General features: G+C 64.9%; 24 protein-coding genes. 17 read left to right on the plus strand and 7 right to left on the minus strand.

All coding sequences use genetic code 11. The features are described 5' to 3' along the window. Positions 1 to 42: 42 nt before the first annotated feature. Positions 43 to 903: a fumarylacetoacetate hydrolase family protein gene (locus tag GFK26_RS21190; RefSeq protein ID WP_153283715.1), complete on the minus strand. Its 861-nt coding sequence runs from the start codon at positions 901 to 903 to the stop codon at positions 43 to 45. Positions 904 to 1,050: 147 nt separating this feature from the next. Between GFK26_RS21190 and GFK26_RS21195 the strand changes: the two genes are divergently transcribed. Genes GFK26_RS21195 through GFK26_RS21205 form a run of 3 tightly spaced genes read left to right on the plus strand, consistent with a single transcriptional unit; the run spans position 1,051 to position 3,052 of the window. Next, entirely contained in the window at positions 1,051 to 1,749 is a 699-nt protein-coding gene (locus GFK26_RS21195; RefSeq protein ID WP_153283716.1) for a GntR family transcriptional regulator, read from the plus strand. Further along, positions 1,746 to 2,144, plus strand: a complete 399-nt coding sequence (locus tag GFK26_RS21200) for a nuclear transport factor 2 family protein (protein ID WP_153283717.1) — start codon at positions 1,746 to 1,748, stop codon at positions 2,142 to 2,144. The genes GFK26_RS21195 and GFK26_RS21200 overlap by 4 nt, the downstream gene beginning before the upstream one ends. A 32-nt stretch (positions 2,145 to 2,176) precedes the next feature. Further along, entirely contained in the window at positions 2,177 to 3,052 is an 876-nt protein-coding gene (locus tag GFK26_RS21205) for an alpha/beta hydrolase (protein ID WP_153283718.1), read from the plus strand. 14 nt (positions 3,053 to 3,066) lie between these two features. Here the strand turns inward: GFK26_RS21205 and GFK26_RS21210 are convergent, their stop codons facing one another. The 4 genes from GFK26_RS21210 to GFK26_RS21225 all read right to left on the minus strand — a co-directional run bounded on the left by GFK26_RS21210 (position 3,067) and on the right by GFK26_RS21225 (position 7,612). Beyond that, a complete protein-coding gene (locus GFK26_RS21210; protein ID WP_153283719.1) occupies positions 3,067 to 4,068 on the minus strand; it encodes a tripartite tricarboxylate transporter substrate binding protein in 1,002 nt (333 codons plus the stop codon). A 160-nt stretch (positions 4,069 to 4,228) separates the two neighbouring features. Then, positions 4,229 to 5,533, minus strand: a complete 1,305-nt coding sequence (gene hmgA, locus GFK26_RS21215) for a homogentisate 1,2-dioxygenase (RefSeq protein WP_153283720.1) — start codon at positions 5,531 to 5,533, stop codon at positions 4,229 to 4,231. Positions 5,534 to 5,552: 19 nt separating this feature from the next. After that, positions 5,553 to 6,866 (minus strand): fumarylacetoacetase, encoded by a 1,314-nt coding sequence (fahA, locus tag GFK26_RS21220; RefSeq protein WP_153283721.1) that lies wholly within the window; start codon positions 6,864 to 6,866, stop codon positions 5,553 to 5,555. Then, on the minus strand, positions 6,863 to 7,612 hold the full coding sequence (locus tag GFK26_RS21225; protein ID WP_153283722.1) for an SDR family NAD(P)-dependent oxidoreductase: 750 nt from the start codon (positions 7,610 to 7,612) through the stop codon (positions 6,863 to 6,865). The genes fahA and GFK26_RS21225 overlap by 4 nt, the downstream gene beginning before the upstream one ends. A gap of 144 nt (positions 7,613 to 7,756) precedes the next feature. On the opposite strand from GFK26_RS21225, the gene GFK26_RS21230 reads away from it, so the two are divergent. The 8 genes from GFK26_RS21230 (at position 7,757) to GFK26_RS21265 (ending at position 17,756) form a co-directional block, all read left to right on the plus strand. Next, the gene (locus GFK26_RS21230; protein ID WP_153283723.1) at positions 7,757 to 8,584 is read left to right on the plus strand and encodes an IclR family transcriptional regulator; all 828 of its coding nucleotides are present in this window, start codon (positions 7,757 to 7,759) and stop codon (positions 8,582 to 8,584) included. 321 nt (positions 8,585 to 8,905) lie between these two features. Continuing rightward, complete coding sequence (locus GFK26_RS21235; protein WP_153283724.1) at positions 8,906 to 9,745, plus strand: p-hydroxycinnamoyl CoA hydratase/lyase; 840 nt, start codon at positions 8,906 to 8,908, stop codon at positions 9,743 to 9,745. Next, positions 9,742 to 11,829, plus strand: a complete 2,088-nt coding sequence (locus GFK26_RS21240; RefSeq protein ID WP_153283725.1) for an acetate--CoA ligase family protein — start codon at positions 9,742 to 9,744, stop codon at positions 11,827 to 11,829. Before GFK26_RS21235 ends, GFK26_RS21240 begins: the two co-directional genes overlap by 4 nt. After that, positions 11,826 to 13,289, plus strand: coding sequence for an aldehyde dehydrogenase family protein (locus GFK26_RS21245; RefSeq protein WP_153283726.1), 1,464 nt, complete (start codon positions 11,826 to 11,828; stop codon positions 13,287 to 13,289). Before GFK26_RS21240 ends, GFK26_RS21245 begins: the two co-directional genes overlap by 4 nt. Positions 13,290 to 13,304: 15 nt before the next feature. Beyond that, a complete protein-coding gene (locus GFK26_RS21250) occupies positions 13,305 to 14,498 on the plus strand; it encodes an acyl-CoA dehydrogenase family protein (protein WP_153283727.1) in 1,194 nt (397 codons plus the stop codon). Between the two features lie 13 nt (positions 14,499 to 14,511). Continuing rightward, positions 14,512 to 15,714 carry an acyl-CoA dehydrogenase family protein gene (locus GFK26_RS21255; protein ID WP_153283728.1) on the plus strand — a complete coding sequence of 401 codons (1,203 nt, stop codon included), beginning with the start codon at positions 14,512 to 14,514 and terminating at the stop codon, positions 15,712 to 15,714. Between the two features lie 31 nt (positions 15,715 to 15,745). Then, entirely contained in the window at positions 15,746 to 16,921 is a 1,176-nt protein-coding gene (locus GFK26_RS21260) for an alcohol dehydrogenase catalytic domain-containing protein (RefSeq protein WP_228121730.1), read from the plus strand. A 31-nt stretch (positions 16,922 to 16,952) separates the two neighbouring features. After that, positions 16,953 to 17,756, plus strand: a complete 804-nt coding sequence (locus GFK26_RS21265) for an IclR family transcriptional regulator (RefSeq protein ID WP_153283729.1) — start codon at positions 16,953 to 16,955, stop codon at positions 17,754 to 17,756. A gap of 72 nt (positions 17,757 to 17,828) precedes the next feature. Here GFK26_RS21265 and GFK26_RS21270 read toward each other — a convergent pair whose 3' ends face one another. Next, positions 17,829 to 18,797, minus strand: coding sequence for a Bug family tripartite tricarboxylate transporter substrate binding protein (locus GFK26_RS21270; protein ID WP_194273927.1), 969 nt, complete (start codon positions 18,795 to 18,797; stop codon positions 17,829 to 17,831). A gap of 287 nt (positions 18,798 to 19,084) precedes the next feature. After that, positions 19,085 to 19,648 (minus strand): MarR family winged helix-turn-helix transcriptional regulator, encoded by a 564-nt coding sequence (locus tag GFK26_RS21275; protein ID WP_153283731.1) that lies wholly within the window; start codon positions 19,646 to 19,648, stop codon positions 19,085 to 19,087. A gap of 230 nt (positions 19,649 to 19,878) precedes the next feature. On the opposite strand from GFK26_RS21275, the gene GFK26_RS21280 reads away from it, so the two are divergent. The 6 genes from GFK26_RS21280 to GFK26_RS21305 are packed head-to-tail and all read left to right on the plus strand — an operon-like array spanning position 19,879 to position 25,581. Continuing rightward, positions 19,879 to 21,045 carry an ABC transporter substrate-binding protein gene (locus tag GFK26_RS21280; protein ID WP_228121731.1) on the plus strand — a complete coding sequence of 389 codons (1,167 nt, stop codon included), beginning with the start codon at positions 19,879 to 19,881 and terminating at the stop codon, positions 21,043 to 21,045. 7 nt (positions 21,046 to 21,052) lie between these two features. Next, positions 21,053 to 21,979: a branched-chain amino acid ABC transporter permease gene (locus tag GFK26_RS21285; protein ID WP_153283733.1), complete on the plus strand. Its 927-nt coding sequence runs from the start codon at positions 21,053 to 21,055 to the stop codon at positions 21,977 to 21,979. Then, positions 21,976 to 22,983: a branched-chain amino acid ABC transporter permease gene (locus GFK26_RS21290; RefSeq protein ID WP_228121732.1), complete on the plus strand. Its 1,008-nt coding sequence runs from the start codon at positions 21,976 to 21,978 to the stop codon at positions 22,981 to 22,983. Before GFK26_RS21285 ends, GFK26_RS21290 begins: the two co-directional genes overlap by 4 nt. After that, complete coding sequence (locus tag GFK26_RS21295) at positions 22,983 to 23,738, plus strand: ABC transporter ATP-binding protein (protein WP_153283735.1); 756 nt, start codon at positions 22,983 to 22,985, stop codon at positions 23,736 to 23,738. Before GFK26_RS21290 ends, GFK26_RS21295 begins: the two co-directional genes overlap by 1 nt. Continuing rightward, entirely contained in the window at positions 23,735 to 24,448 is a 714-nt protein-coding gene (locus GFK26_RS21300; protein WP_153283736.1) for an ABC transporter ATP-binding protein, read from the plus strand. The genes GFK26_RS21295 and GFK26_RS21300 overlap by 4 nt, the downstream gene beginning before the upstream one ends. Before the next feature lie 53 nt (positions 24,449 to 24,501). Continuing rightward, entirely contained in the window at positions 24,502 to 25,581 is a 1,080-nt protein-coding gene (locus GFK26_RS21305) for an aromatic ring-hydroxylating dioxygenase subunit alpha (RefSeq protein WP_153283737.1), read from the plus strand. Position 25,582: the final 1 nt, after the last annotated feature.

Consider the following 25,582-nt stretch of genomic DNA (forward strand, 5'->3'; position numbering starts at 1 on the left):
GCGCGTGTGCATCGCCCTGGGGCCGGCGCGACCGGGCCCGGTTCAGGCTTGTGCAGTGATCGGGTTGCGAAGAATGCCGATGTCCTCGATCTCGACCTCGCAGACGTCGCCAGGCTGCATGTACCTTGGGGGCTTGCGGGCAAAGCCGACACCGGAGGGCGTGCCGGTCACGATCACGTCGCCGGGCAGCAACGTGGAGATCGTCGAGCAATAGGCGATCAGGCGCTGTGTGCTGAAGATCATCTGGTCGGTCCGGCTGGACTGGACGGTCTCTCCGTTCAATCGCACCTCAAGCTTGAGGGCGCGGCCAGGCTCGATCTCTTCCGCCGTTACCATCCAGGGACCGAAGCCGCCGGTGGACTCGAAGTTCTTACCGGTTGCGATTTGCTTGGCATGGAACTGCCACTCGCGCACGCTGGCTTCGTTGTAGCAGGCGTAGCCCGCGACGTGCTCGTACGCCTCGTTCTCCGGGATGTCGCGACCGCCCTTTCCTATGATGACGGCGAGTTCGCCTTCCCAGTCCAGCGTTTCCGAGACGCGCGGGCGCACGATCGGCGCGCGGTGCGCCGTCTGGGACCGTGCGGTCCGCAGGAACAGCGGCGGGAACTCCGACAGCTCACGTTGCAGGCCGGCGGCCAACGCTTCCTGGTGGTGGTCCATGTAGTTGCGCACGGCGCACCAGATCTTGTCGGGTTGCGGGATCACTGGGAGAAGCTCGACGTCGTCATAGAGCGCTACCGGTTTCTCTCCCTTGACAAGAGCGTCGCGCTGCGCGAATCGATCGCTGCCGACGAATTGCGCCAGCGTCGCGATGCCGGTGGTTCTGCCGAGGTCGAAGACCTGATGATCGACAACGGCGCCCCAAGTTTCGCGGCCACCCTGCAGGAAGGAAATCAATTTCATGTGCGCTCCATGTGAATATGTTCGTTGCTGACGGGATGCTATGGGTGCGTCCTTGGCGCACCCACATCGCCTTCCGATAGATGAACACGAGAAATGCCTGAACGTCGTTCTGTGCATAAACTGACTCATCACGCATTCGGCGCATCCATGGCAGATACAACCTCCCTTGCAGAGCAGGCATTCACGCGATTGCGCAGGGATATGCTCGCCGGCTCGTTGGCAGCGGGCAGCAAGCTCAAGATCGAAGATCTGCAAGATCTGTACGGCTTCTCGAGCAGCCCGCTGCGGGAAGCCTTGAGCCGCCTCTGCCAGGAGGGACTTGTCCGTGCGGATGAGCGGCGCGGGTTTCGCGTGGCGCCGATCAGTGCCGAAGACATGGCCGACATCACGCGGATGCGCCTCATCCTGGACTTGCAGGCGCTCTCGGACGCCATCTCTTGCGGCACCGATGCATGGGAGGCCGCCATCGTTGCCGCGTTCTACCGGCTCGAGAAAGTCGAGGGCCGACTCGAGGGACCGACGGTCCTGGACGAGGAATGGGGCGCGCTGCACCGCGCGTTCCACATGGCATTGATTGCCGCGTGCTCATCCGCGCGTCAGCGCTCCTGGAGCGCAAGTCTCTTCGACCAGGCGGAGCGCTACCGCCGCTACTCGTCGACCCACCGGAACGCCTCGCGACGCAAGACGAACGAGCACAAGAAGCTGATGGAGGCGACGCTGAATCGAGAAACCCACGCGGCCAGCGCGATGCTGCGAGAGCACATCCTCGGGACGCAACGCAATGTCGAGGCTGCGCTGCGCGCGGCGGCCGGCGAAACATCACTTGAAGAAAGGAAACACCGATGAGCACGAACAATGTGGAAGCGCAATTGCGCGAGCTCGAGGGCCAGCGATGCGTCGCGATGGTGGCGGGCGACCTGCCGCGGCTGCGGCAGTTGCTGCACCGGGACCTGATCCATGTCCACGCCAAGGGTCAGGTCGACACGCACGAGAGCTACTTCGCCTCGGGCGGATTCAAGGTGAACTACACGCGGCTGGAACGCGGCGAGTTGACGGTGCGGGTCCTCGGAGATTCCGCGCTGATGACCGGTCGCCAGTTGCTGGAAGCCGTCCGCAAGGCAAATGGCGAGCATGTCCGCATCGAATCCCAGGTGATGCAGATCTGGGTGCGCGAGGGCGGGAGTTGGCAGCAGCTGGCTTTCCAGACGACGCCCAGCGAGCACACGGTCACGCCAGCGTGACCGAACACGCACAATCACTACACCACACGTCGATGTCCATCGGCCAATCCGAAGCTGTGGTGTCCATCGTCCGGCAGCTGCGCGCGCTCGGGGCGAAGTTCGACCCCGAAGTCCTTGCGGCGACGCGTCACATCTACCGTCCGCTGCTGGTACTTGCGCCCGCCGCGCTGGAGCGGCATGACGTGGCCTATGGCGATCACCCGCGTCACAAGCTTGATGTCTATCACCCGGCAGGGGACTGCAGGGCGATCGTCGTGAACGTGCACGGCGGAGGCTTTGTGGCAGGCGACAAGAACGCCGACGATGTCTTCAATTGCAACATCGGACGCTGGCTCGCCGCACATGGCTATGCCGCTGTGCTGCCGAACTACCGGCTCGCTCCCGGCCATGGTTGGCCTGCAGGCGCGGAGGATGTGCAGTCGGTGCTGCGGTGGGTGCAGAGCCATCGCGCCGATCTCGCGCCGTCGCCCCGACCGATCGTGCTGTGGGGACAATCGGCGGGGGCGTGTCATGTCGCATCGTGGCTGTTCGATCCGGTCGCGGCCGACGGTAGGATGAGCGATGTCGCGGCGGTCATGCTCCTGAGCGGCTTCTACAGCGCAACCTCGCCACTAGCGTCAGGTCCCCGCGCCTATTTCGGCGACGACGCGTCGCGCTACTCACAGCGCTCGCCTATCACGCACGTGCGGCATGTGGATGTGCCGATCTGGCTCGGCGTCGCGGAGCTGGACCCGGCGCCGATCGCCGAGCAGACCTATGCGCTGGCAGGTGCGATGACGGCGGCACTCGCTCGCAGCCCCGACTTTCATTTCTTCCGCGGGCACAACCATGCGTCGACCGTCCAGAGTCTCGGTTCGCCGCACGAGGATGCAGGTTCCGAGATCCTGCGGTTTCTCGGAACCCTTTAAGCGCCGACGTGCGACTACTTGCGAGCCGCGCTCTCTTCGGCGCGTTTCATCGCGTCGATCACTGGCGCAGCCGCGCGCGCGGCCTGTAGCGTCAACGCGTCGAACTCCTTGCCCTGCATCAGCCGCACCTGCATCTTGACGCCCCCGACGGCCGCGGCGAACTCTGGACTCTGACCTGCCTTGCGGAATGCATCGCGCAACCGCGCCGCGCGATCGTCGGGGACACCCTTGCGCAGCACGATGCCGAGGATCGGGTTGAGTGTGTCCGCCCCTTGCACGCCTTGTTCCAGTAGGGTTGGAGCGTCCGGATATTCGTTCAGCCGCTCTCGCGTCGCGGTGGAAACGAGCCGCAGTTTCCCAGCGCGCAGTAGGGTATCGACCGCCGAGATGTCGGCGATGCCCATGTCCGTGTGCCCGCCGAGAATGGCGGCGATCATGTCGGGTGCTCCGCGATATGGGATCTGAATTGGCTCGATGCCGAGGGCCTTGAAGGTCAGGTACCCCTGGATGTGAAGAGAGGTCCCCGCGCCGAGATGGCTGAAGCGAAGGCCGCCAGGCGACCTGGCGGCTGTCGAGACGTCGGAGAGCTTGCTCAACGCTGAGTCCGCCTTCGCGAACATCACATGCCGGAACTCCGCCACACCCAGCAGCGTCTCGAGAGACGCCATATCGAAGGTCGGCTTCTGCAGGTGCGAAGTGATGGCGGCGTAGGAACTCGTCGTCACTGCGACGGTGTATCCATCGGCCGGCCTCCTTGCGAGGTCCGCCAAAGCCAGGCCGCCACCGGCGCCCGTGACGTTTTCCACGAGGACAGGCTGGCCAAGAAGTCTGCCGGCTGCGTCCGCCAATGCCCGTGCACCGATGTCGACAGCGCCCCCCGCGCCGAAGCCGACGACCAGCCGGATGGGGCGGTCCGGGAAGGTTTCCTGTGCGGCTGCAGTCAGCGATCCCAGCGACAGCAAGAGGGCGGCCATTGTGCGGGAGGACAGGCGGCGGAAGTCGTCTGGCTTTTTCATGTCATGTCTCCTTTGTTGTACGGGTTCGTTCACCGCGAGTTGGTTGGCGGGGCAGGCGATCTAGCCACGATGCCTGAAGGCCCCTAGCGCATTGCGCGGCAGTCTCGCGCATGGCGGCGCAAGATCCTGCAGCGCACCTTTCTGGAAGCGGCGCCGCCCGTTAGACAGGCGCGCTCGCGAACCCGCTCCACACTCCGTCGTAGTCCGATTGCAGGTGCGCCGCCTCGAGTGCCTGCCGCGTCGGGCGGAAAATGTGCCGGCTCTCGAACATGAACGCTAGCGTGTTTTCCAGCCGGTGCGGAGCGAGCGCCGCGCTGCTCGCCTTCTCGAACGTGGCAGCGTCGGGCCCATGGGCGAGCATGCTGTTGTGCAGGCTTACGCCGCCGGGCACGAAGCCTTCGGCCTTCGCGTCATAGACGCCGCGCACCAGGCCCATCAACTCGCTCATGATGTTCCTGTGGAACCACGGTGGCCTGAAGGTCTCCTCCGCCACCAGCCAGCGCGGCGGGAAGATCACGAAGTCGCAATTGGCAACGCCTGGCGTGTCGGTTCCGGAAGTCAGCACTGTGTTGATCGAGGGGTCCGGATGATCAAAGCTCACCGTTCCGATCGCCATGAAATGCGCCATGTCGTACTTGTACGGAACCAGGTTCCCGTGCCAGGCAACGACATCGAGTGGTGAGTGATCTTGCTTCGATTCCCAGAAGTGCCCCAGATACTTGTTCACCACCGTGCACGCGCGCTGTGTCTGCGCTTCGCAGCTTGCAACGGGTGTCTGGAAGTCGCGGGCGTTGGCCAAGCCGTTGGAGCCGATAGGGCCAAGTTCGGGAAGGCGGAACGCGGCGCCATAGTTCTCACAGACATAGCCGCGTGCGAGGCCGTCGGGCAACTCGATGCGCCAGCGCATGCCGCGCGGCACGACGGCGAATTCGCCGGGCGCCACCAACAGCCTGCCGAGTTCGGTATGGAGCAGCAATGCACCCTGCTGCGGAACGAGCAACATCTCGCCGTCGCTGTTCATCAGGTAGCGGTCCGTCATCGAGCGGTTGGCGTGATAGACATGGGCTGCGACGCCGGTCTGGGCGTGTGCATCGCCGTTCCCGCCGATCGTGAAGATCCCATCGATGAAGTCGGCGCCGCCTGCCGGTCCCGCCCAGGGATTCCAGCGAAGTCGGTTAGCTGGCGTAGGGACCTCATGGAACGGCCCAGTCTGCCATTGAGGGGCTCGGACTTCAACGGCCTTGGAGTGCATAGCCGAAGGACGCATGCGATACATCCAAGTGCGGCGGTTGTGTGCGCGCGGCGCCGTAAAGGCGGTACCAGACAACAGTTCCGCATAGAGGCCGAAAGGCGCGCGCTGTGGCGAATTCCGGCCGACCGGCAGGGCGCCCGCGCGGGCCTCGGTTGCGAATTCGTTTCCGAAGCCACTTTGATACTGAAATGGGGTCTGGCTTGAAACCGTCATGGCATGGATTCCTCTCGGTTCAGTAAGCGGGCAGCACGGTGGAGCGGCATACGCCCAGCCCGATGCGTGCGAAGCCCGGTCGTTCGCAGAAAGCCGACAGCGTCAGCTCGTCGCCGTCTTCGAGGAAGCTGCGCTTTTCGCCGGATGGCAACTCGAAAGCACGGGAGCCACCGCGGCTGATTTCCAGCAGACTGCCGAGGGCGGAATCGTCAGCCCCGGAGATCGTCCCGGACCCGAGCAGATCCCCGTTCTGAAGGAATGAGCCGTTGCTCGTGTGGTGCGCGATCATCTGACCCGGTGTCCAATAGAGCGTGGCGCTGTCCGACCGGGAAAGTCGCGTCGCAGGCTGCCCATTGGCACGCATGCGCTGGCTCGCAAGGTGGGCATCGATGACGATGTGGACTGCGCCGCCCGCCTGGTCTTCCTCCCCCTGCAAGTGCGGCAGCGGTGACGGGTCGCCGTCCAGTCGTCGCGCTGCGGGCACGTGAAAAGGAGCAAGCGCTTCGGCAGTGACGACCCAGGGCGAGATGCTCGTCGCAAAACTCTTGGCAAGGAACGGTCCGAGGGGCTGGGCCTCCCACGCCTGCACGTCTCGCGCCGACCAATCATTGAGTAGGCAAACGCCAAAGATGTGGTTCCACGCCTCGTCGACGGCGATCGGCCTGGCCTGCTGCGAGCCCTGGCCGATGAACAACCCAAGCTCGACTTCATAGTCCAGCTTTTCGCATGGGAGGAATGCGGGCGCCTCGGTGCCGTTCTTGCGCAGTTGGCCGCGCGGGCGGTAGACGGGGGCTTCACCGAGCTGAACGCTGGCGGCGCGGCCGTTGTAGCCAACGGGCACGTGCTTGTAGTTCGGAAGAAGCGGCTGGTCGGGCCGGAAGAGGCGCCCCGCGTTCGTCGCGTGGTGGATCGACGCGAAGAAGTCCGTATATCCTGAGATCTTCACCGGCATGAGCAGGTCTGCATACCCCATCGGAACCAGCGCGTCCTCAACAAGTTGGCGATGGGAGGCTGTGCCTTCGGCGAGCAGGTCGAACAACTGCAATCGAAGCGCCGAGACGGCGTCCTGCGGTAGCGCCATGAGCCGATTCAGCGTGCTCTCGCCACAAGCCATCGCTGCTTCCCTGGCCGACGCGGTGAACGCGTCGGCGGCCCTGGCGACGTCGACGATCCGCTCGCCGATGGCGACGCCGCATCGGGGCAGGTCGCTGGCGCCATGCCTACGAAACACGCCGAAGGGTAGGTTCTGGATGGGGAAGTCGGTGCCTGGTGCGTTTGCCGATGCGACCCAACTGCGCGTGCCCGCGTCATGCGTTCGATTCAGTGCGATCACAGCGTGAACCCACCGTCGATCACGATGCGCGTGCCCGTCGCTGTACGAAGTTGCGTGATGCAGGCCAGCACGGCGTGGGCGACGTCCTCGGGGGAGACGACGCGGCCCAGGGGAGTGGCCGCCGCCTTCTTCTCCAGTTCTTCCCGGGTGCGACCCGCGACGAAGCCGGTGTCCACCGACGCTGGAGCAATGTTGAGGAAGCGAACGGTCGGTCCGAACGCTCGGGCAAACGACAGCGCGGTCGTTTCCATTGCCGCCTTGGCTGCGCAATAGGCAATGTTGCTGCCCGCACCCGTTGCCGCCGAGACGGACGAGACGTTCACGACGACGCTCTCCGTTCCTTTTCTCAGAAGAGGAAGAAGCGCGCGGGTGATGGAGAAAGTCCCTCCAGCGTTGGCAACGAGGATGTCGGTGAACAAGCGGGCATCCATGCGCTCCAGGTCCGCGTGTGGCACGCGTTGCGTGCGCCCTGCGGAGTTCACCAGGATGTCGATGGCGCCGAATTTCCCTTGTAATTCCGCCGCCAGAGCGTCATGAGCGGCGTGGTCTTCGAGGGGAATATGGGCGACCGTATGACCCTGCCCGGGCAGATCGGAAACGAGGGCTTCGGCACGCTCCCTGCCAGCGTTGTAGCCGATCACCACGCGCGCGCCCTCGCGCGCGAGCAGTTGCGCGCAGGCCGCACCGATACCGCTGCTGGCCCCTGTTACGACGGCAATCCTGCCTGCCAGTTGTTCAGATTTCATAGATGGATATTTCCATGGCAGCCAACGGCGCCTTGGGCGGACTTTAGGGTTGCCCGTCTCGGTGGTCGGAGGTAAATTCCATTTAACGGACACGACCTTCGTTCTTCATCCGCACGCCGGGCTCCGGTCGTGCACAGTTGCGCTATGAGAAACCAGACTCCCCGCGTTGAAGAGCCAGCTGCGACCACGGATGCCGGGTCGCTCAAGCGCGGTGTCCAGATTCTGAAAATCCTAGCGACAGTGGGGGCACGCGGACTCGCGCTCACGGAAATCGCTGACCGCGCGGGCCTGCCGCATCCCAGTGTCCATCGCGTGTTGCGCCAGCTGCTCGATGATCGCCTGGTCTCTCGCAACGAAGACATCAAGCGCTACCGCCTCGGTCCGCTCGCCTTCGAGCTGGGCATTGCGTGTTCCACCATGTACGGTGATCTTCGCGACCTCTGCGCGAACGCGATGGAGATGCTGTCGGAGCAAACGGGCGACACGTCCTATCTTGTTGTGCGAAGCGGCTTCGACGCGGTCTGCATGCATCGCCACGAAGGAGAGTTTCCAATCCGGGCGCTCGTTCTGGACGTGGGCGGGCGCAGGCCATTGGGCGTGGGCGCCGGCGGACTCGCGCTGCTGGCGGCGGTGAAGGAAGACGAGCGCCACCAGATCATCGAGCGGGTCGGGCCCAAACTGCACGCGTTCGGAGGCATGACGGCGGAAGACTTGGAGCGGGCATGTGTGCTCACCCACGACAACGGTGCCGCGGTCATCCACGACACCTTGAGTCTCGGGGTGAGTGCCGTGGGCCTGGCGTTCTTCGACGGGCTTGGGCAGCCGGTAGGCGCGCTCAGCGTGGCGGCACTTTCGCACCGCATGACGGGCGAGCGGGTCAAGCGCATCGCGGAATTGCTCAAGGACGGCCGTGCCGACGTCGAACGGCGCATGAACCGCAAGCACCTGAACGGCTGGAAGACCGGCACCTAGCGTCCGCCGCTTGGCGTGCCCGTAAGGGGCGGCGCTGCGGCGTCTCATGCCCCGCAGTCCCATCCGGTCTGGTGCTCAGACGCTCGTGTCAAGGCCGTCGAAATCCTCGGTGATCGCCGCCCTGCGGGCGCCAGTTCGTGCGCGCTCGGCCGCCGGGTCAGCGCTTTCAAGCTGTGTCCGTCAATCGGACACGGAGGTGGTGCACGGACGGCCCCGCATCAACAATTCTCTCCGCCAAACGCATCGGAGAAGTTTCCGATTAGCGCACAGCCGTAGGGGCCAAGTGCCCTGTAACGCAACCATCCTTCACGAGGAGCAAGCATGAGCACTGAGCAAGAAAACCCCGTTCGCGTCGAATTCGAGGAAGGGATCGCCTGGGTCATCCTCAACCGGCCCGACAAGCGCAACGCCATGAGTCCCGCACTCAATTCCCGCATGATCGAGGTCCTTGACGAACTTGAGACCGACCCGCGTTGCAAGGTGCTGGTGCTGACCGGCGAAGGGGACTCGTTCACGGCCGGGATGGACCTCAAGCTGTTCTTTCGGGACGCCGAGCAGCAGCATACCCCCGAGCGCCTCATCCAGATTCGCCGCGACTTCACGCAATGGGCGCAGCGCCGTTTGCAAGGCTACATAAAGCCGACGATCGCGATGGTCAACGGCTGGTGCTTCGGCGGCGGTCTCACGCCGCTCGTTTGCTGCGACCTTGCCATCGCGGACGAGCAGGCCCAGTTCGGCGTCTCCGAGATCAACTGGGGAATCATCCCCGGCGGCAACGTCACGCGTGCGCTGGCGGCGACCATGGGACGGCGCGACGCCCTCTACTACATCATGACCGGCATCCCGTTCGATGGCCGTCGGGCCCAGCAGGTGGGACTGATCAACGAGGCTGTGCCCAAGGAGCAACTGCGTGCCCGCACGGTGGAACTCGCGAAGATCCTGATGTCGAAGAATCCCTCGGTGCTTCGCAACGCCAAGCAGGCCTTCATCAACGGCGGAAACCTCCCGTGGGATGTCGCGGAGGATTACCTGAGCGCCAAGAACTTCATGAGCATGATGCAGGACCCCGAGAAGGGGCGTGCGCAGGGGCTCAAGCAGTTCCTGGACGACAAGACCATCAAGCCCGGCTTGCAAGGCTACACGCGCGAAGGCGACGCATGACAACGGTGAACGTCGATCGTCTGCTCTCGCCCAGGTCGGTCGTGGTGGTGGGCGCTTCGGCCCGGCCGGAAAGCCCCGGTGCCCGGGTCTTCGCTGGTCTCAAGCGCTTGGACTTTGCGGGCGCCATTCACCTGGTGAATCCGACGCGCGCTGAACTGGATGGGCATCCTTGTGTCGCTAGCATCTCGGCGATTCCACAAGAAGTCGACCTGGCGGTACTTTGCGTTCCCAAGGATGCCGTCCAGGCCTCGCTCGAGGCATGCATCGAGCGGAAAGTCGGCGCCGCAGTGGTATTTGCCGCGGGGTATGCCGAACAGGACGAGGGCGGCGCGCAAGAGCAACGCCGCCTCGAAGACACGGCACGTGCTGCGGGCATCGCCCTGCTGGGCCCGAACTGCCTGGGCTTTGCGAATCTGCGCGCACGCGCCCCGATCACGATGGTCAACATCGCGAAACCCGCATCGGATGCGCCGGGTGTCGCCATCGTCGCCCAGAGCGGTGCGTTCATGTCTTCGCTGTACGCCACGATGTCGCTCAAGGGCACCCCGGTGTCGTCGATCATTTCGGTCGGCAATCAGGCCGTGCTTGGTGTAGAGGATTTCTTGGCGCGATTCATCGACGACGACGGTACGTGCGTCATGGCCGTCTTTGCCGAACGACTGCGCGAGCCGAAGCGTTTCCTGGAACTGGCGGCCCGCGCTAGAGAAAAGCACAAGCCCATCGTCATGATGCACACCGGCCGCAGCAGCAAGGCCCGCGACGCAGCGGCTTCGCATACCGGCGCGCTCGCCGGCGACGACGCGATCATGCGTGCGCTGGTGGCACATGAATCCGTGATCCTCGTGGACTCCATCGATGAACTGGCGGATGTCGCGGCTCTGGCGGCTGCGTTTCCGGAAGCGCCCACGAAGGGCGTGGGCGTCGTCACGAACTCGGGCGCGCTGCGTGGCATCACCTTCGATTTCTGCGAAAGCGCCGGCCTCGACGTGCCCGTGCTCGACGCTGCGACGGTCGAGAAGATGGCGTCGCGTCTTCCCGCCTATGCAGTCGCGGAAAACCCGATCGATGTCACCGTGCAGGCCATCGCGGAGCCGGACCTGATCGGCGCTGGGGCGCGGGCCCTGCTGGACGATCCCAACATCGGCAGCGCTGTGCTGGCGGTACACGCGGGCAAGGAGGCTGCGGAATATGCGCGCCTGGCCGGCCCGATGCTTGCCGGTTCCCGCAAGCCTGTCGCCTACAGCCTGTTGGGCGAAGGCGCGCCGCTCTCGCCGGAACTGGCCGCGGCGCTGCGCGAGAACGGCATTCCGCTGTTCCGCTCAGTGGAGCGCGCGTTGGGCGCGGTGGCGAAGCTCACGGGGTACGGAAGGTCTCGTCTCCGATCCCCGCGCGCGGCCAGCCCGTCCGCACCGGTCCCGGTGTTCGCGGGTGCCGGGACCCTGACAGAGCACGACAGCAAGAACTGGCTGCGGCAACTTGGCATCGCCGTGCCCAAGGGCGCTCTCGCTAAGACGGTGAGCGACGCGACGCGCATCGCCAAAGACATCGGCTATCCCGTGGTGCTGAAGGCACAGGCCTCCGGGCTCGCCCACAAGAGCGACGCAGGCGGGGTGATCCTGAACATCGCCGACGAGGTCGCATTGCTTCGCGCCTGGGACGAACTGCATGCGAACGTCCGGCGCGCAAGGGACGGTCTCGCGCTTGACGGTGTGCTCGTCGAATCGATGGCCCGCAAGGGCATTGAGCTGGTGATCGGCATCAAACGCGATCCCGACTGGGGGCCGGTGATGCTGCTCGGCCTGGGCGGCATCTGGATCGAGATTCTCAAGGACGTGCGGCTGATGCCTCTCGATTTCACCGAGGCGGCCATTGTCGAAGAGCTCACCCGGCTGCGCGCCAGTGGCGTGTTGCAGGGCGCGCGCGGCAACCGGCCCGCCGATCTTCGCGCCGTCGCACGAATCGCAGCGACGCTCGGCCAAGCCGTGCTCGCCACGCCACAGGTCAAGGAAGTCGACCTGAATCCCGTGATCGTCTACCCAGAAGGCGAGGGCGCCGTGGCGCTCGATGCCCTGATCGTCGCATGAACCACCATCACATCGGCAGGCACTGGATCAACGGAGAGTTCGTTGCATCGGGCGTCGAGCGCGCCGTGATCAATCCGGCGAACGGAGAGGCCGTCGGCTGCTATCACGATGGCGGCCTTGAAGAGGCTGCAGCGTCGATCGCCGCGGCCCAACGGACGTTCCATGGCTGCGAGTGGAAGAGCGACGGCGCCCGACGGGCGACGGCTCTCGGCCGCCTCGCGGACGCTTTCGAGCGCCGGGCCGCGGAACTCGCGGTGCTCATAAGCTTGGAGAACGGCAAGGTCGCAGCCGAGGCCGGCTTCGAAGTCAGCATGTTGTCGCGCACCTTGCGCTTTCAGGCAGGCCTTGCCATGCAGACCTTCGGTCGCGTCCTTGAGGGCAAGCCCGGATCAATGTCGATGGTGCTTCGCGAGCCGATCGGGGTGTCGGGCCACATCATTCCCTGGAACTCGCCGGCGGTCCTGTTCGTCCGCTCGCTCGCACCGGCCCTGGCGGCCGGCACGACAGCCGTCGTGAAGATGCCCGCGCAGTCTGCGCTGGTGGCCACCCTGATGGCCGAGATCATCGCGGAAGTGAAAGAGTTGCCCCGTGGCGCCGTGAACATCTTCATCGAGGGCGGTGCCGAGGGCGCGAAGCACATCGTTGATTCTCCGCTCGTGCCCGCCATCAGCTTCACCGGAAGCACGGCGACGGGACGAGCCATTGCCATTGCTGCGGCCCCACGCTTCAAGCGGCTGGGGCTGGAACTGGGTGGCAAGGGGCCGCATCTTGTCTTCGACGACGCCGACATCGTCGCAGCATTGCCCAAAATCGAGAAATCGCTGACCGTGTTCGCGGGACAGTTTTGCATGACGGCGGGCCGCCTACTCGTGCAGCGCGGCGTCGCCGACGTCGTTCGCGAGGGGCTCGCCGCGCGGCTGCGCGCCGTGAAGGTCGGGCCGGCCAGTGATCCATCGAGCAGCATGGGTCCCCTGATCGACAAGCGCAGCGTCGATCGCGTCGAGCAGATGGTGCAGGAGGCCATTGCGCAGGGCGCCAAGGTCCTCGTGCGGGGTGGCCCCGTTACCGAGGGGCCGCTCTCGTGCGGCGCCTTCTATCGTCCGACGCTGCTGGAGATCCAGGATCTTTCCACGCGGATTGCGCGTGAAGAGGTCTTCGGGCCGGTGCAGGTGCTGCAGGTCTTCGACACCGAGCAGGAGGCAGTGGACTTGGCCAACGACAGCGAATACGGGTTGAGCGCAAGCATCTGGAGCCGCGACGCGGACCGAGGCCTGCGCATTGCGCGTCAGCTGGAGACGGGGCTCGTGTCGATCAACGACTGGATCAACTTCGGGGTGCAGTTCGAGATCGGTGGTGTGAAGGCCAGCGGCCTTGGTCGCATGGGCGGTCTTGGATCGATCGACGGATTCCTCGAATACAAGCAGATCGGGCAGGTCTATCGGACCGCCGCAACCGAGTGACTTTGGGAGCAACGCGTGGATTTGAACTATTCCGATGACCAACTGATGCTTCGCGAGAGCGCCGACCGCTTCCTGAGCGAGAGGCATCAGTTCGAGCACTTCCGCAAGATCGAAGCCGCCGGCACGGCCTTCGACGAAGGCATCTGGCGCGCCTTCGCGCACCTGGGCTGGCTCGGCCTGCCGATCTCGGAGCGCAACGGTGGACTCGGCGGCGGTGCCATCGAGACCGCGATCGTCGCCGAAGCGCTCGGCAAGTCGCTCGTGCTGGCGCCGTACGTGTCCGCTGTCGTCCTCGCCGGAGGGCTGATGGACGAACTGGGAACGAGCGCCCAATGCAATGCCGTGCTCGGCCCGCTGGTCGAAGGGGCGGGCATTGCCGTCCTTGCACACGACGAGCGGCGGATGGGTGTGACCATGGCGGGAATCGACACGATGGCCGTGCGCGCGTCGACGGGAGCGGGCTACCGCATCGACGGCCACAAGACCATGGTGCTGGGGGGCGCCGGCGCGCGGACCTTCTTGGTCACGGCGCGCGTGGACCAGGCGTCCCATGGCGCCGCGAGAGTCGGCGTCTTCATCGTGCCGTCCGATGCGCGGGGTGTGGCCGTCAAGCCGTTTCGAACGGCGGACGGCGGACTCGCCGCGGACGTGTCATTCGCGGGCGTTGCAGTGGAGGGTGATGCCCTCCTGGGCGGGTGCGACGACGCGTCGGCGGCGTTGCGACTCGCGCTCGACCGCGCCGCCGCGGCGGTGTGCTGGGACGCTGTCGGAGCGATGGACGCGCTGCTGGCCGCGACGGTCGAATTCACCAAGCAGCGCGTGCAGTTCGGAAAACCGTTGTCGAGCTTCCAGGCGTTGCAACACCGCATGGCGGAGATGGCGGTGAAATGCACCGAAGCCCGAGCGACCGCATTGCTTGCGTCGCTGAGCCTTGAAGCCCCCGAGGATTGGCGTGTTCGGGGTGTGTCGGGTGCCAAGGCGAAGATCGGCAAGATCTCGCGAGACGTGGCGCATGAAGCGATCCAATTGCATGGCGCCATGGGCTTCAGCGACGAACTCCCGGTGGGGTGGTGGTTCAAGCGGCTGTTCGTGTTCGAGAACCTCTTCGGTTCCACCGGCCAGCACCTCGAGCGCTATCGCAGGGTCGTCAGTCAACCCGAGTTCCAGGCCGAATCGCTGCTGCGTTCGCCTGCGCTTGCCCCCAACTAGCCGAGGAATAACCATGGATCTGTTCTTGTCCGAAGAGGAAGTCGCATTCCGGGACGAAGTGCGCGCCTTCCTCGATGCCGAACTCGACCCCGGCTTGCGTCGGTCCGAGCGGTTGAATCCCTGCTTCATTGCGCATCCTTCATACGGCCTCCTGTGGCAGGCGAAGCTCGCTCGTCGGGGTTGGGCTGTGCCCACCTGGCCGACCGAGCACGGTGGGCCGGCCTGGACCCTGACGCAGCGCTACATCTTCGACCAGGAATGCGAGCGGCGCGGTGAGCCGCGCTTCCGCACCCAGGGCATCAAGATGCTCGCACCAGTGTTGATGCGCTATGGAACGCCTGCCCAGAAGATGCACTACCTGCCTCGGATCATCTCTGGCGAACACGTCTGGGCCCAGGGCTACTCGGAACCCGGTGCCGGCTCCGACCTGGCTGCGCTGCGCACAAAGGCCGTGCGCGACGGCGACGACTACGTGGTGAACGGTTCGAAGATCTGGGCCAGCATGGCCCATGAGTCGACGCACATCTTCAGTCTGGTGCGCACGGCGGACACGGGCAAGAAGCAGGAAGGCATCACGTTCCTGCTGATGGCGCTGGATGCCCCTGGGATCACGATCCGGCCGATCAAATCGATTTGCGGAAGCCACGAGTTCAATGAAGTCTTCTTCGACAACGTGCGCGTGCCCGTCGGCAACCGCGTCGGCGAGGAGAACAGCGGCTGGGAGGTGACCAAGTACCTGCTTGAGTTTGAACGAGGAGGCAATCCCGCCGGCGGCATGCTGCGGGCGTGGCACGGCCGTCTGCTCAGGTTGGCGTCGGTGCCAGGCCCCGACGGGGGGCGAGCGATCGACGACCCGGTGTTCGCGACGCAATTCGCCGAGATCGGGATGGACATCGACGCGAACGACATGATCGAACTCACGGCCATGTCGAAGGTGCAGGCAGGCGGAAACCCCGGGGCGATCGCTTCGTCAGTGATGAAGCTCGAACGCAGCCGGATCCGGCAAGCGATCAGCGAACTGGCAGCGATGGTCGTCGGCATGGATGCGGTCCGGTGGGAGACGAGCCGGCCCTTGACGGATCTTCCCGAAGCGCCGCAGATCGAAGAGGAGCGCATGATGGCCTCGGCCATCTACTTCAACTCGCGCTCGCAGAGCCTACTGGGCGGCTCGAACGAGATCCAGTTGGAGATCATCGCCCGGGACCTGCTGCGCTGAGTGAAAGGACATTAGTGACTGGAGACAAAAAATGAGCGACACACAACCGCGATCTGTGCCCGAGACGATGATGGCAGCGCGCCTTCATGCCATCGGCGAACCACTACGAATCGACCGCATCCCCGTGCCGAGACCTCGGGCTTTCGACGTGCTCGTGGAAGTCAAGGCCTGCGGCATCGTGCCCAACATGCGCCGCGTGATCGGGAACTTCTTCGGCACGCAGACGCCCGATGCCAAGCTCTTCCCGCAGCTTCCCGCTATCTTCGGGCTGGACCCCGTCGGCGTCGTTGCAGAGGTAGGCGATCACGTCACGGGCGTAAAAGTCGGCGAGCGCGTCTACGTGAATCCCGCCCGCAGTTGCGGCTCATGCCGGATGTGCCGCCTCGGGCGCACGCTCGATTGCCCCGTGTTCACCTTCCAGGGCTACTTCGGCCGCTCGCGCGAGTTGATGTCCGCCTATCCCTACGGCGGGTTCTCGCAATACATCACCGCGCCTTCGAACGCGCTCGTGAAGCTTCCGGCGAACGTCAGGGATGAAGCGGCGGCCCGTCTGGGCTATCTCGGAACGGCGTATGGCGCGATGAAACGGATTCAGGTGGGACCGGGCGATGTGCTGCTCGTCAATGGGATCAGCGGGACGCTCGGCTTGTGCGCTGCGCTGCTCGGACTGGCGATGGGAGCGCGCCGCATCCTCGGGACCGGGCGCAACGCCGCGCTGCTGGAAAAGGTCAAGGCCATCGCGCCCGAACGCATCTTTGTCCAGGCCCTGCGGGACGAGCCAGCTGTCGTCGCCAGTCCGTCGACTGATCCCTTGCACATCTGGACGCGCGAGCTGACGGACGGTTGGGGCGTCGACGCGATGATCGACTGTCTGCCGCCCGGCGCGCCCGCGAGCGCCATGGTTCGCGCGCTGCATTCGCTGCGTCGCGGTGGCAGGGCTGTCAATGTCGGTGCGGTCACCGAGCCGCTCTCCGTCAATGCGTTCTGGCTCTGCGCAAACAGGATCGCGCTCGAAGGATCGGTGTGGTTCACGACGGCAGAGGGAGAAGAGATTGCCGCCATGGCGTCGACCGGATCGCTCGACCTTTCTTGCCTTGAGCACCGGATCGTCTCGTTGGACAAGATCAACGAACTGCTGGACCAGATGCCCAGCAACACGGACGGCGGCTTCGCCAACTATGTGATCGATCCGACCCCCGTCGGTTGAATGGATGCGTACCCGGGCAAAATCCGGGTACATGAAAGATCATTCCAGCGCTCCGGACGGTGGCTCGCTCAAGCGAGGTGCGCTGCTCCTCAAGATTCTCGCCATGGCCGGCACGCGCGGGCTTTCGCTGACGCAGATTGCGGAGCGCGCGGGGCTTCCGCATCCGACCGCCCATCGCGTCCTGCGCCAGCTCGTCGAGGAACGGCTGGTCGCCCGCAATGTCGAGCTCAAGCGGTATCGCCTCGGTCCGCTGGTGCATGAACTGGGGGTGGCAGGTGCCACGTTGTACGACCTGCGCGACCTGTGCGATGGCCCCATGCATGTCCTCTCGGAAGAGACGACCGATACCGTCTACCTCGTCGTTCGCAGCGGATTTGAGGCGGTCTGCATGCACCGGCTCGAGGGTTCGTTTCCCATCCGCACGCTGGTGCTCGACGTCGGAAGCCGCCGGCCCATGGGTGTCGGGGCAGGGGGGCTCGCACTGCTTGCCGCCCTCCAGGACGAAGAGCGCAAACAGGTGCTGGCGCGCGTCGGCGCGAAGCTGAGCACATTCGGAAAGCTCACGCCCGAAGAAGTCGATCGTTCATGCACGGCCACGAAAAAGCGAGGCTTCTCGATCATCCAGGACACCGTGAACCTCGGTGTCAGCGCGGTGGGCAGGGTGTTCCTCGATCCGATGGGGCAGCCGCTGGGGGCCATCAGCGTGGCTGCGCTTTCCCATCGGATGCCCTCGCAGCGCATCGCAAGGATTGCGGAACTTCTCAAGGACGCGTGCACGGCCATTGAGCGCCGGATGGGCGACCAGCGCCAAGGCGGGTGGCAGACGGGCGCCTGAGTCGGCGCACCGCGGCGTGCGCGGCACCCGATCAGGCGCGTGCCGCGGCTGCCCGGTGCGCCGAAGTGCTGCTCAGTCGAGCGTGATTCCCTTGGAACGGATCAGCGCCGGCCAGATCGCCATGTCCTGTGTCCACTGCTGCTTCATCTGTGCGCTCGTCGTCGGCAGCGGCTCGGCCCCCATGTCGCGCAGACGGGCCTGCACATCGCGATCGCTCAGCGCCAGCTGCAGTTCGCTCGAGAGTTTGTCGATGACCTCGGGCGGCGTCTTCGCCGGGGCCACGACGCTCAAGTACGACGGGGGCACACGCGTAGTCAGATTCAGTTGCACAAGCGACGGAACACCCGGGAGGTCGGTCAGTGGTTGTGCGTTGAACGTCGCCAACACCTTCAGCTTGCCGCCTTTGATGTGGCCGATCGCGCTCGTGAGGTCCGCGATCATGACGGGCACCACGCCGGCCATCACGTCCTGCAGCGCTGCCGCGCCGCCCTTGTACGGCACGTGCGCCAGCTTCAACTGCGCTTGGTCCTTTAGGAACTCCAGCGCGACATGGTGCGGTCCTCCGATGCCCGACGTGGCCACCGGAAACTTTTCGGGCGTCGCGCGCATGTCCGCGACCAGTTGGCGGACGTCCTCGTAGCCCGAACCGGGATGGACCGCCAGCAGCAGCGGCACGCGAGCCAGCAGGCCGACCGGCGCGAAATCCCGGACGGGGTCGTAGGGTAACTTCGCGTAGAGGGCCGTGCTGAACATGATCGTTCCCGGGTCTGCGGCCAGGATCGTGTAGCCGTCCGGCGTGGACTTGGCCACGTAGTCGGCGGCGATGGTAGTGCCCGCGCCCGGTTTGTTGTCCACCACGAGGGGCTGGGCCATCTGCTTTTGCATCTGGGTTCCGACCAGCCGGGCCACGATGTCGGTTCCCCCTCCTGCGGGCGTTCCCACGACCCACTTGATCGGGCGCGACGGAAACGACTCTTGCGAGCGCGCAGGTCCGTGGACGGCGCATGCGAGGACGATCGAAACTGCCAGCAGCTTTCTCATGCGTTGTCTCCGTCTGTGAGTGCCGGATTGTTCCGGGTGATGCGCTCGGCAGCGGTCCACGTGTTCGATAGATGAAATCGGCCTGATGTCCCCGCAGATCGGAGCCGGCGAACGGGCGGCGTGCGGGGGCGCCTGCGGTCCGTGCGCCGGCATCGACATGGCTCCGGATGCCCGATTGGACACGGCCGCCGCGCGAGCTCAGGCGACAGGCGTGGTCTTCGGCTGCTGGGGACTCGCCTGTCGTCATGCCGGCGCGTCCGCTTCGCGCATGCGCCGATCTGCTGGCGCTAGCGAGGCGGATCTTGGTCGTCGGCGACCTTCGCGAGCAGTGATAGCAACAGCGTCCGTTCGCGTGCCGACAGGCACGCCGCTATCTTCTTTTCGAAGGATTGACTTGCAGCCTGATAGAGGTCGAGGTCCGCGTTCCCTCGATCCGTCAGGTGGAGCGCATAAGCACGGCGGTCCTCGGTGGCGTTCCGCGACACGAGGCCCATGCGTTCAAGTTCGTCCACCACCTTGACGGTGCCAGGTCCCTTGATGCCGAGCAGTCCGCCTAGCGCCGCTTGGCTGATGCCGGGGTTGGCGCCGATGGCACAGAGCGCAGCGAAGCGAGCTGGCGAGAGATTGCCGCCGAGGTGAAGAACGAGAGCTTCGTCGCAGCGCACCTGGGCGCGCTTTATCGCATAGGCGAGGGAGCCGCTCAGGAGATCCCCGCGCTTGGCGGATCTCGTCGCCGGCGGCACGCCATCCCTGCCTCGCGCAGCGCCTGTCGCGCTGGCCGGGTTGGCGTCCTTTGTGCGGACGGGAGCGGGACGGGTGGACGTTCGGGTCACAGGCAGCCGATAGGACATGAAGATCGTTCAATTGTAGTTGACGGTGAACAGTGCTCTGGGTACATTGATTCCAGGCAAATGATTTGCTAGGCGAACTATAAATAGCCGGGTCGGCCGCGCAGTGGCTTCGATAGCGCTGACGGCTCACAGCAGCAAGAGTCATGTCCGGATACCGAAATGGAACCCCGACTCGAGTCCGCTGAATGCCGAGAATCGGCTGGCCCTTGAAGTCGACAGAAGGAGACAACGTGAAAAAAATCCATTCAGTGCTCGTCGCCGCCGCTTGCGGCCTTTGGATCGGCGCCGCGCACGCGGACATCAAGGTGGGATTTACGGCGCCGCTCTCGGGGCCGGCGGGCGCCATCGGCCAGGACCAATACGACGGCTTCATGCTTGCGATCGAGCGACTGCAGGGCAGGCTGGGTGGCCAGTCGGCAGCGGTGCTCAAGGAGGACGACCAACTCAAGCCGGAAGTGGGTCTGCAGGCCGCTCGCAAGTTGATCGAAAAGGAAAAAGTCGACGTCCTCGTGGGCCTGGGCTACACCAACGTCTTCATGGCCATGGCGCCGCTCGTCACACAGTCCGGGGTCGTGGCCATCGGAACCAACGCAGGCCCGCAGGCCGTTGCCGGGGCGGGATGCAAGGCGAACATCTTCGCCATGACCGGTCAGAACGACGGTCCGTCCGAGGCGATGGGCATGTACGCCCAGCAGAAGCGTTATGACAGGACCTTTCTGCTCGCGCCCAACTACCAGGCGGGCAAGGAGATGCTGGCGGGCTTCAAGCGGCACTACAAGGGAAGCGTCGCTGACGAGGTCTACCCGCCGTTGAATCAGTCCGACTTTTCCGCGGAGATCGCGCAGATCCAGGCAGCCCGTCCCGATGCGCTGTTCATCTTCTTGCCCGGAGGCATGGGCATCAACTTCATCAAGCAAATGAAGCAGGCCGGCCTGCTGGGCCGCGTGCCCGTGATGTCGGTTTTCACCGTTGACGGAACCACGCTCCCGGCCTTGAAACAGCAGGCTGAAGGCGTGCTCGCCGGCGCGATGTGGGATGCGGCCTCGGACGGCAAGGAGGCGGCCGAATTCAAACAGGCTTTCGCCGCGAGATACAAGCGTATCCCGAGCCTGTACGCGGCCGTGGGTTACGACGCCGGCAATCTGCTGAACGTGGCGATCGCGAGACTCAACGGAAACGTGTCGGACAAGGTGGCCTTCGCTGCCGCCGTCAAGGCGGCCGGCTCGGAATTCAGGTCGGTGCGCGGCGCCTTCCGCTTCAACACCAACAACATGCCGGTGCAGGACTACCATGTCTACCAGGTGGTGAAAGCCGGCACGGACGTCACGATGGCGCAGGTGGCGACGCCCGTCAAGGCGCATCCGGATTCCTATCACGCGCAGTGTTCCCTGAAGTGATGGGTCCATGAGCCTCACGCTGTTCATTGCCCAGTTGCTGAACGGACTTCAGTTCGGCGTTCTGTTGTTCCTGCTGGCCGCCGGGCTGACGCTGGTGTTCGGCATCATGAGTTTCATCAATCTCGCCCATGGCTCCCTCTACATGGTCGGGGCGTATGCCGCCGCAGTGGCGGGTGCGAAGACCGGCTCCTTTGCCGTGGCGGTGGCGGCGGCGCTCATAGCGGGCGTTGCGGTTGGTGCGCTGCTAGAGAGGCTCGCGGCGTCCCGGCTGTACCGCCGGGATCATCTGGACCATGTCCTGGCCACGTTCGGACTGGTGATGTTCTTCAATGAACTTGCCCGCATGATCTGGGGCCCCCAGCCGATCTTCATCTCGTTGCCGGAAAGTCTGTCGGGAACCGTGGCGCTTCTGGGATTTTCCTATCCGTCCTATCGCTTCCTGATCATCGCAACCGGGTTGGCGGTGGCCATGGCAAGCCAGTGGCTGATCCGCCGCACGAGATGGGGCATGCTCATCCGCGCCGGCTCGTCGAATCCCGACATGGTCTCGACACTGGGCGTGAACATCGGGCTGCTCAATGCAGGCCTGTTCACGCTCGGCGCGGCGCTTGCAGCGTTGGCAGGCGCCATGGCCGCGCCGATCCTTTCGGTGCAAAGCGGGATGGGCGATGGCGTATTGATCACGACGCTGGTCGTCATCGTGATCGGCGGGATCGGCTCCGTTGCCGGTGCGTTCTGCGCGAGCCTGCTCGTCGGCGTGGTGGACACCATGGGACGCAGCTACCTGACCCTGCTGTTGCGCGAGGTGGCCGATCGCGACGTCGCCAATGCGGCAGGACCCGCGCTGGCATCGATGTTGGTCTACCTGCTGATGGCCATCGTGCTTGCATGGCGCCCGCAAGGGCTGTTTCCCGCCACGGGGAGGCCGTCGTGACCGGGCGTGGAACGCTTCCGCTTCGCGCCGGTGCGCTGGTGGCGCTGGCGGCGATCCCCCTTGCGGCCATGGCGATGGGCGAGAGCTTCTACCTGGCCTTCGGCGCGCGTGTGCTGATCTACGCCATCGCTGCGGTCGGGCTGAACATCGCGCTGGGCTTCGGCGGCATGGTGAGCCTGGGACATGCCCTGTTTCTCGGACTGGGGATGTACAGCGTGGCGCTGCCCGCACATTTCGGCATCGACAGCGGCTGGATTCACCTGGCCTTGACTGTCGCGTCCTGTGCACTGGCGGGAACGCTTACCGGCTGGATCAGCCTGCGCACGGCCGGCATCGCGTTCATCATGATCACGCTGGCCTTTGCCCAGATGGGCTTCTTCGTGCTCGTGAGCCTCAAGCAGTTCGGGGGCGACGATGGACTGGCCGTTGCGGCGCCGAGCAACTTCGGTCGGTTCGGATTGGATTCCCCGCTTGCGGTCTACATCGCGGCCTTCGCAATGCTGCTGGGATTGTTGATCTGGACCGACCGTCTTCGCCAATCGTCCTTCGGCATGGCGCTGCGCGCCTGCCGCCAGAGCGGGCGGCGCGCCGCCTCGCTGGGCATCATGCCTCGCAGGTGTCTGCTGGCAGCCTACGTCTTGTCAGCGGTCATCTGCGGCATTGCCGGCTTGCTGTTGGCGAACTTGAACGCTTACGTCTCGCCAAGCACGATGTCGTGGTTCGTCTCCGGTGAGCTCATCGTGATGGTGGTGCTCGGCGGCATCGGGTCCGCCTTCGGGCCGGCGGTGGGCGCCCTGGTCTATCTGGGAGCGGAAGAGGTGCTGAAGTCCATGACGGGCCACTGGATGGCCGTGTTCGGCCTTCTCATATTCGCCATGGCATTGGTAGGCAGGCCCGCAGCCGCCAGACTCGCGGTCGATTGGAGCCGGCGCCCGCGTGCGGTCGGCGCGAACCGCCGTGTTTTGAGCGGCACGACCGGCACCGCCGGCACGGAGCGCAAGTAATGCCGTTGCTCCAGGTCCGGTCCCTGACGAAGCGCTACGGCTCGCTGCTGGTGACCGATGAGGTTGTCCTGGACGTCGAGCCGGGTGAACTTCACGCGCTCATCGGGCCCAACGGCGCCGGCAAGACGACGTTGGTCAATCAGATCTCCGGCGAACTGCCTTCGGATACCGGGACGATCCATTTCGACGGACGGGACGTGACTTCGCAGGCGATCGCGACGCGCGCACAGGTCGGATTGGTGCGTTCCTACCAGATTAGCTCGGTATTCGACGAGTTCACCGTGCTCGAGAATGCGGCCCTCGCTGCCCGGGCTGCGCACGCCGGGGTGTTCGGCTTCTGGCGGCAGCTTCTCGAGGACCGCGGCGCGACGCGGTCCGCACAGCGCAGCATCGCGGCAGTGGGTCTGTCGGGACGCGAGCATGTGACCGCACAAGCGCTGGGCTACGGCGAGCGTCGCCAACTTGAACTGGCGATGGCACTCGCGGCCGAGCCGAAGTTCCTGTTGCTCGACGAGCCGATGGCCGGCATGAGCGTTCAGGAATCGAGCGAAGTCGTCGCGCTGCTTCGCCGGCTCAAGCGTGACTACACCATCTTGCTCGTGGAGCACGACATGGCGGCGGTGTTCGCGCTCGCGGACCGCATCAGTGTGCTGGTCCATGGGCGGATTCTCATGACTGGGACGCCAGCGGAGATTCGCCGAAACGAGCAGGTGCGGGCGACCTACCTGGGTGATGAGGAGCTGCAGCCATCGTGACCTGCTTACTCGAAGTTTCTGGATTGACCGCCGGGTACGGCGCTGCACAGGTCCTGTTCGGCGTGGACTTCCACCTGCGCGAAGGACAGGTGATCACGCTGCTTGGCCGCAACGGCATGGGCCGTTCGACGACGATCAAGTGCCTCTTCGGTCTGGTGCGCGCGCGAAATGGCAGCATCCATTTTTGCGGTGAGCGGCTGCATGCGCTGCCGACCCACCGCATCGGCCGTGCAGGACTGGCATTGGTGCCGGAGGGGCGCCAGATATTTCCCAGCCTCACCGTGGAAGAAAACCTGGTGGCCACGGCAAGACCGAAGCGTGGCGATGCCCGGTCGATGTGGACCCTGGCACGGGTCTACGACTTCTTCCCTCGGTTGAGCGAGCGTCGGCGGAACCTCGGCACGCAGTTGTCCGGCGGCGAACAGCAGATGCTGGCCATCGGGCGGGCATTGATGACCAATCCGCGACTGCTGGTCCTGGACGAAGCGACCGAAGGGCTTGCACCCCTGATCCGCGCCGAGATCTGGTCGGCGCTGCAGGTGCTCAAGGCCGAGGGCCTGTCCATGGTGGTCGTGGACAAGAACTTGAATCCGCTGCTTGGCCTGGCGGACCGCCATTTTGTGCTGGAGAAAGGGCGCGTCGTCTGGTCGGGCGATTCGAACGAACTCCGGTCCGACCCCCGCGTCGTTCACGAGTACCTCGGCGTCTGAGCCGCGTCGGTCGATTCGAACGTTCGTGCTTTCATTTCACGTAGGAGACTCTCATGACTTTCATTCGCAATGACTGGTACGTCGCTGCTTGGCCGAACGAGGTGACCGAGAAGCCGCTGGCGCGGCGTCTGGGGAACCAGCCGGTGGTCCTGTATCGCGATCGCAGCGGGCGCGCCGTAGCCCTGCATGACCGATGCCCGCATCGCGGCGCGCCGCTGTCGTTGGGCGAGGTGACCGACAGCGGCCTGCAATGCAACTATCACGGACTCACGTTTGGCGCCGACGGCACATGCGTGATCATTCCCGGCCAAGACCGGATCTCGGCAAAGAACTGCATCAAATCCTATCCGCTCGTTGAAAAGCAGGGCTTCATCTGGATCTGGCTTGGTGATCCGGCCAAGGCGGACGCCTCGACGATCGTGGACTATCCGTACCACGACGATGCGAAGACATGGCCACGCAAGTGCGGAATGATGCATGTCAAGGGGCACTACATGTTGATGGTCGACAACCTGATGGACCTGACGCACATCGGCTACATGCACAAGAACACCATCGGAAGCGGCCCCGCCGATGAGTATGTGAAGGCGATCATGAAGCCGGAGCGCACGCCGCGCGGAGCGAAGTTCTCGCGCTGGCTCCTGGATCACACGCCTCCGGCGACCTATGTCGCGGCCGGCGGATTCAAGGGCAAGGTGGACCGCTGGCAGGAGTTCGAGCATGTCGCGCCCGGCAACGTGCTGATGTACACAGGTGGCAAGGACGCGGGCACCGGGGCATACGACCGCAACGACCGAGAGGGCGGCATCCAGTTGCGCATCTTCCATGCGCTGACGCCGGAGACGGACACCTCCTGCTTCTACTTTTTCTCGACGATGACCGGCTACAGACAAGAGGATCCCAAGACCTGTGAGCAGTACCACGACGCCATTCTGCGCACCTTCGTCGAGGACGTGGAGTTCATCGAGGGACAGCAGGCGCGCTTGTCCGAGTTCCCGAGTCCGCAGATTGACACGATCCATGACACGGTCCGCGTCTGGGTGCGCCGGCACCATGAGGCCCGCCTGGCCGAGGAGGCGCGCAACATGGAGAACGCCGCGGCGTCCGAGGCATCTTCCCTGGCGCGGGCCTGAC

The organism is Variovorax paradoxus (genome assembly GCF_009498455.1).
Taxonomy (GTDB): domain Bacteria; phylum Pseudomonadota; class Gammaproteobacteria; order Burkholderiales; family Burkholderiaceae_C; genus Variovorax; species Variovorax paradoxus_H.

Bases quoted from the DNA above. Each gene is read 5' to 3' on its own strand.
- GFK26_RS21205 (WP_153283718.1), top strand. From the start codon at position 2,177: ATGTCCATCGGCCAATCCGAAGCTGTGGTGTCCATCGTCCGGCAGCTG.
- GFK26_RS21265 (WP_153283729.1), top strand. From the start codon at position 16,953: ATGAAAGATCATTCCAGCGCTCCGGACGGTGGCTCGCTCAAGCGAGGT.
- hmgA (WP_153283720.1), bottom strand. From the start codon at position 5,533: ATGACGGTTTCAAGCCAGACCCCATTTCAGTATCAAAGTGGCTTCGGA.
- GFK26_RS21230 (WP_153283723.1), top strand. From the start codon at position 7,757: ATGAGAAACCAGACTCCCCGCGTTGAAGAGCCAGCTGCGACCACGGAT.
- GFK26_RS21200 (WP_153283717.1), top strand. From the start codon at position 1,746: ATGAGCACGAACAATGTGGAAGCGCAATTGCGCGAGCTCGAGGGCCAG.
- GFK26_RS21225 (WP_153283722.1), bottom strand. From the start codon at position 7,612: ATGAAATCTGAACAACTGGCAGGCAGGATTGCCGTCGTAACAGGGGCC.
- GFK26_RS21295 (WP_153283735.1), top strand. From the start codon at position 22,983: ATGCCGTTGCTCCAGGTCCGGTCCCTGACGAAGCGCTACGGCTCGCTG.
- GFK26_RS21255 (WP_153283728.1), top strand. From the start codon at position 14,512: ATGGATCTGTTCTTGTCCGAAGAGGAAGTCGCATTCCGGGACGAAGTG.
- GFK26_RS21305 (WP_153283737.1), top strand. From the start codon at position 24,502: ATGACTTTCATTCGCAATGACTGGTACGTCGCTGCTTGGCCGAACGAG.
- GFK26_RS21285 (WP_153283733.1), top strand. From the start codon at position 21,053: ATGAGCCTCACGCTGTTCATTGCCCAGTTGCTGAACGGACTTCAGTTC.
- GFK26_RS21235 (WP_153283724.1), top strand. From the start codon at position 8,906: ATGAGCACTGAGCAAGAAAACCCCGTTCGCGTCGAATTCGAGGAAGGG.
- GFK26_RS21240 (WP_153283725.1), top strand. From the start codon at position 9,742: ATGACAACGGTGAACGTCGATCGTCTGCTCTCGCCCAGGTCGGTCGTG.
- GFK26_RS21260 (WP_228121730.1), top strand. From the start codon at position 15,746: ATGAGCGACACACAACCGCGATCTGTGCCCGAGACGATGATGGCAGCG.
- GFK26_RS21270 (WP_194273927.1), bottom strand. From the start codon at position 18,797: ATGAGAAAGCTGCTGGCAGTTTCGATCGTCCTCGCATGCGCCGTCCAC.
- GFK26_RS21195 (WP_153283716.1), top strand. From the start codon at position 1,051: ATGGCAGATACAACCTCCCTTGCAGAGCAGGCATTCACGCGATTGCGC.
- GFK26_RS21275 (WP_153283731.1), bottom strand. From the start codon at position 19,648: ATGTCCTATCGGCTGCCTGTGACCCGAACGTCCACCCGTCCCGCTCCC.
- GFK26_RS21245 (WP_153283726.1), top strand. From the start codon at position 11,826: ATGAACCACCATCACATCGGCAGGCACTGGATCAACGGAGAGTTCGTT.
- GFK26_RS21190 (WP_153283715.1), bottom strand. From the start codon at position 903: ATGAAATTGATTTCCTTCCTGCAGGGTGGCCGCGAAACTTGGGGCGCC.
- GFK26_RS21210 (WP_153283719.1), bottom strand. From the start codon at position 4,068: ATGAAAAAGCCAGACGACTTCCGCCGCCTGTCCTCCCGCACAATGGCC.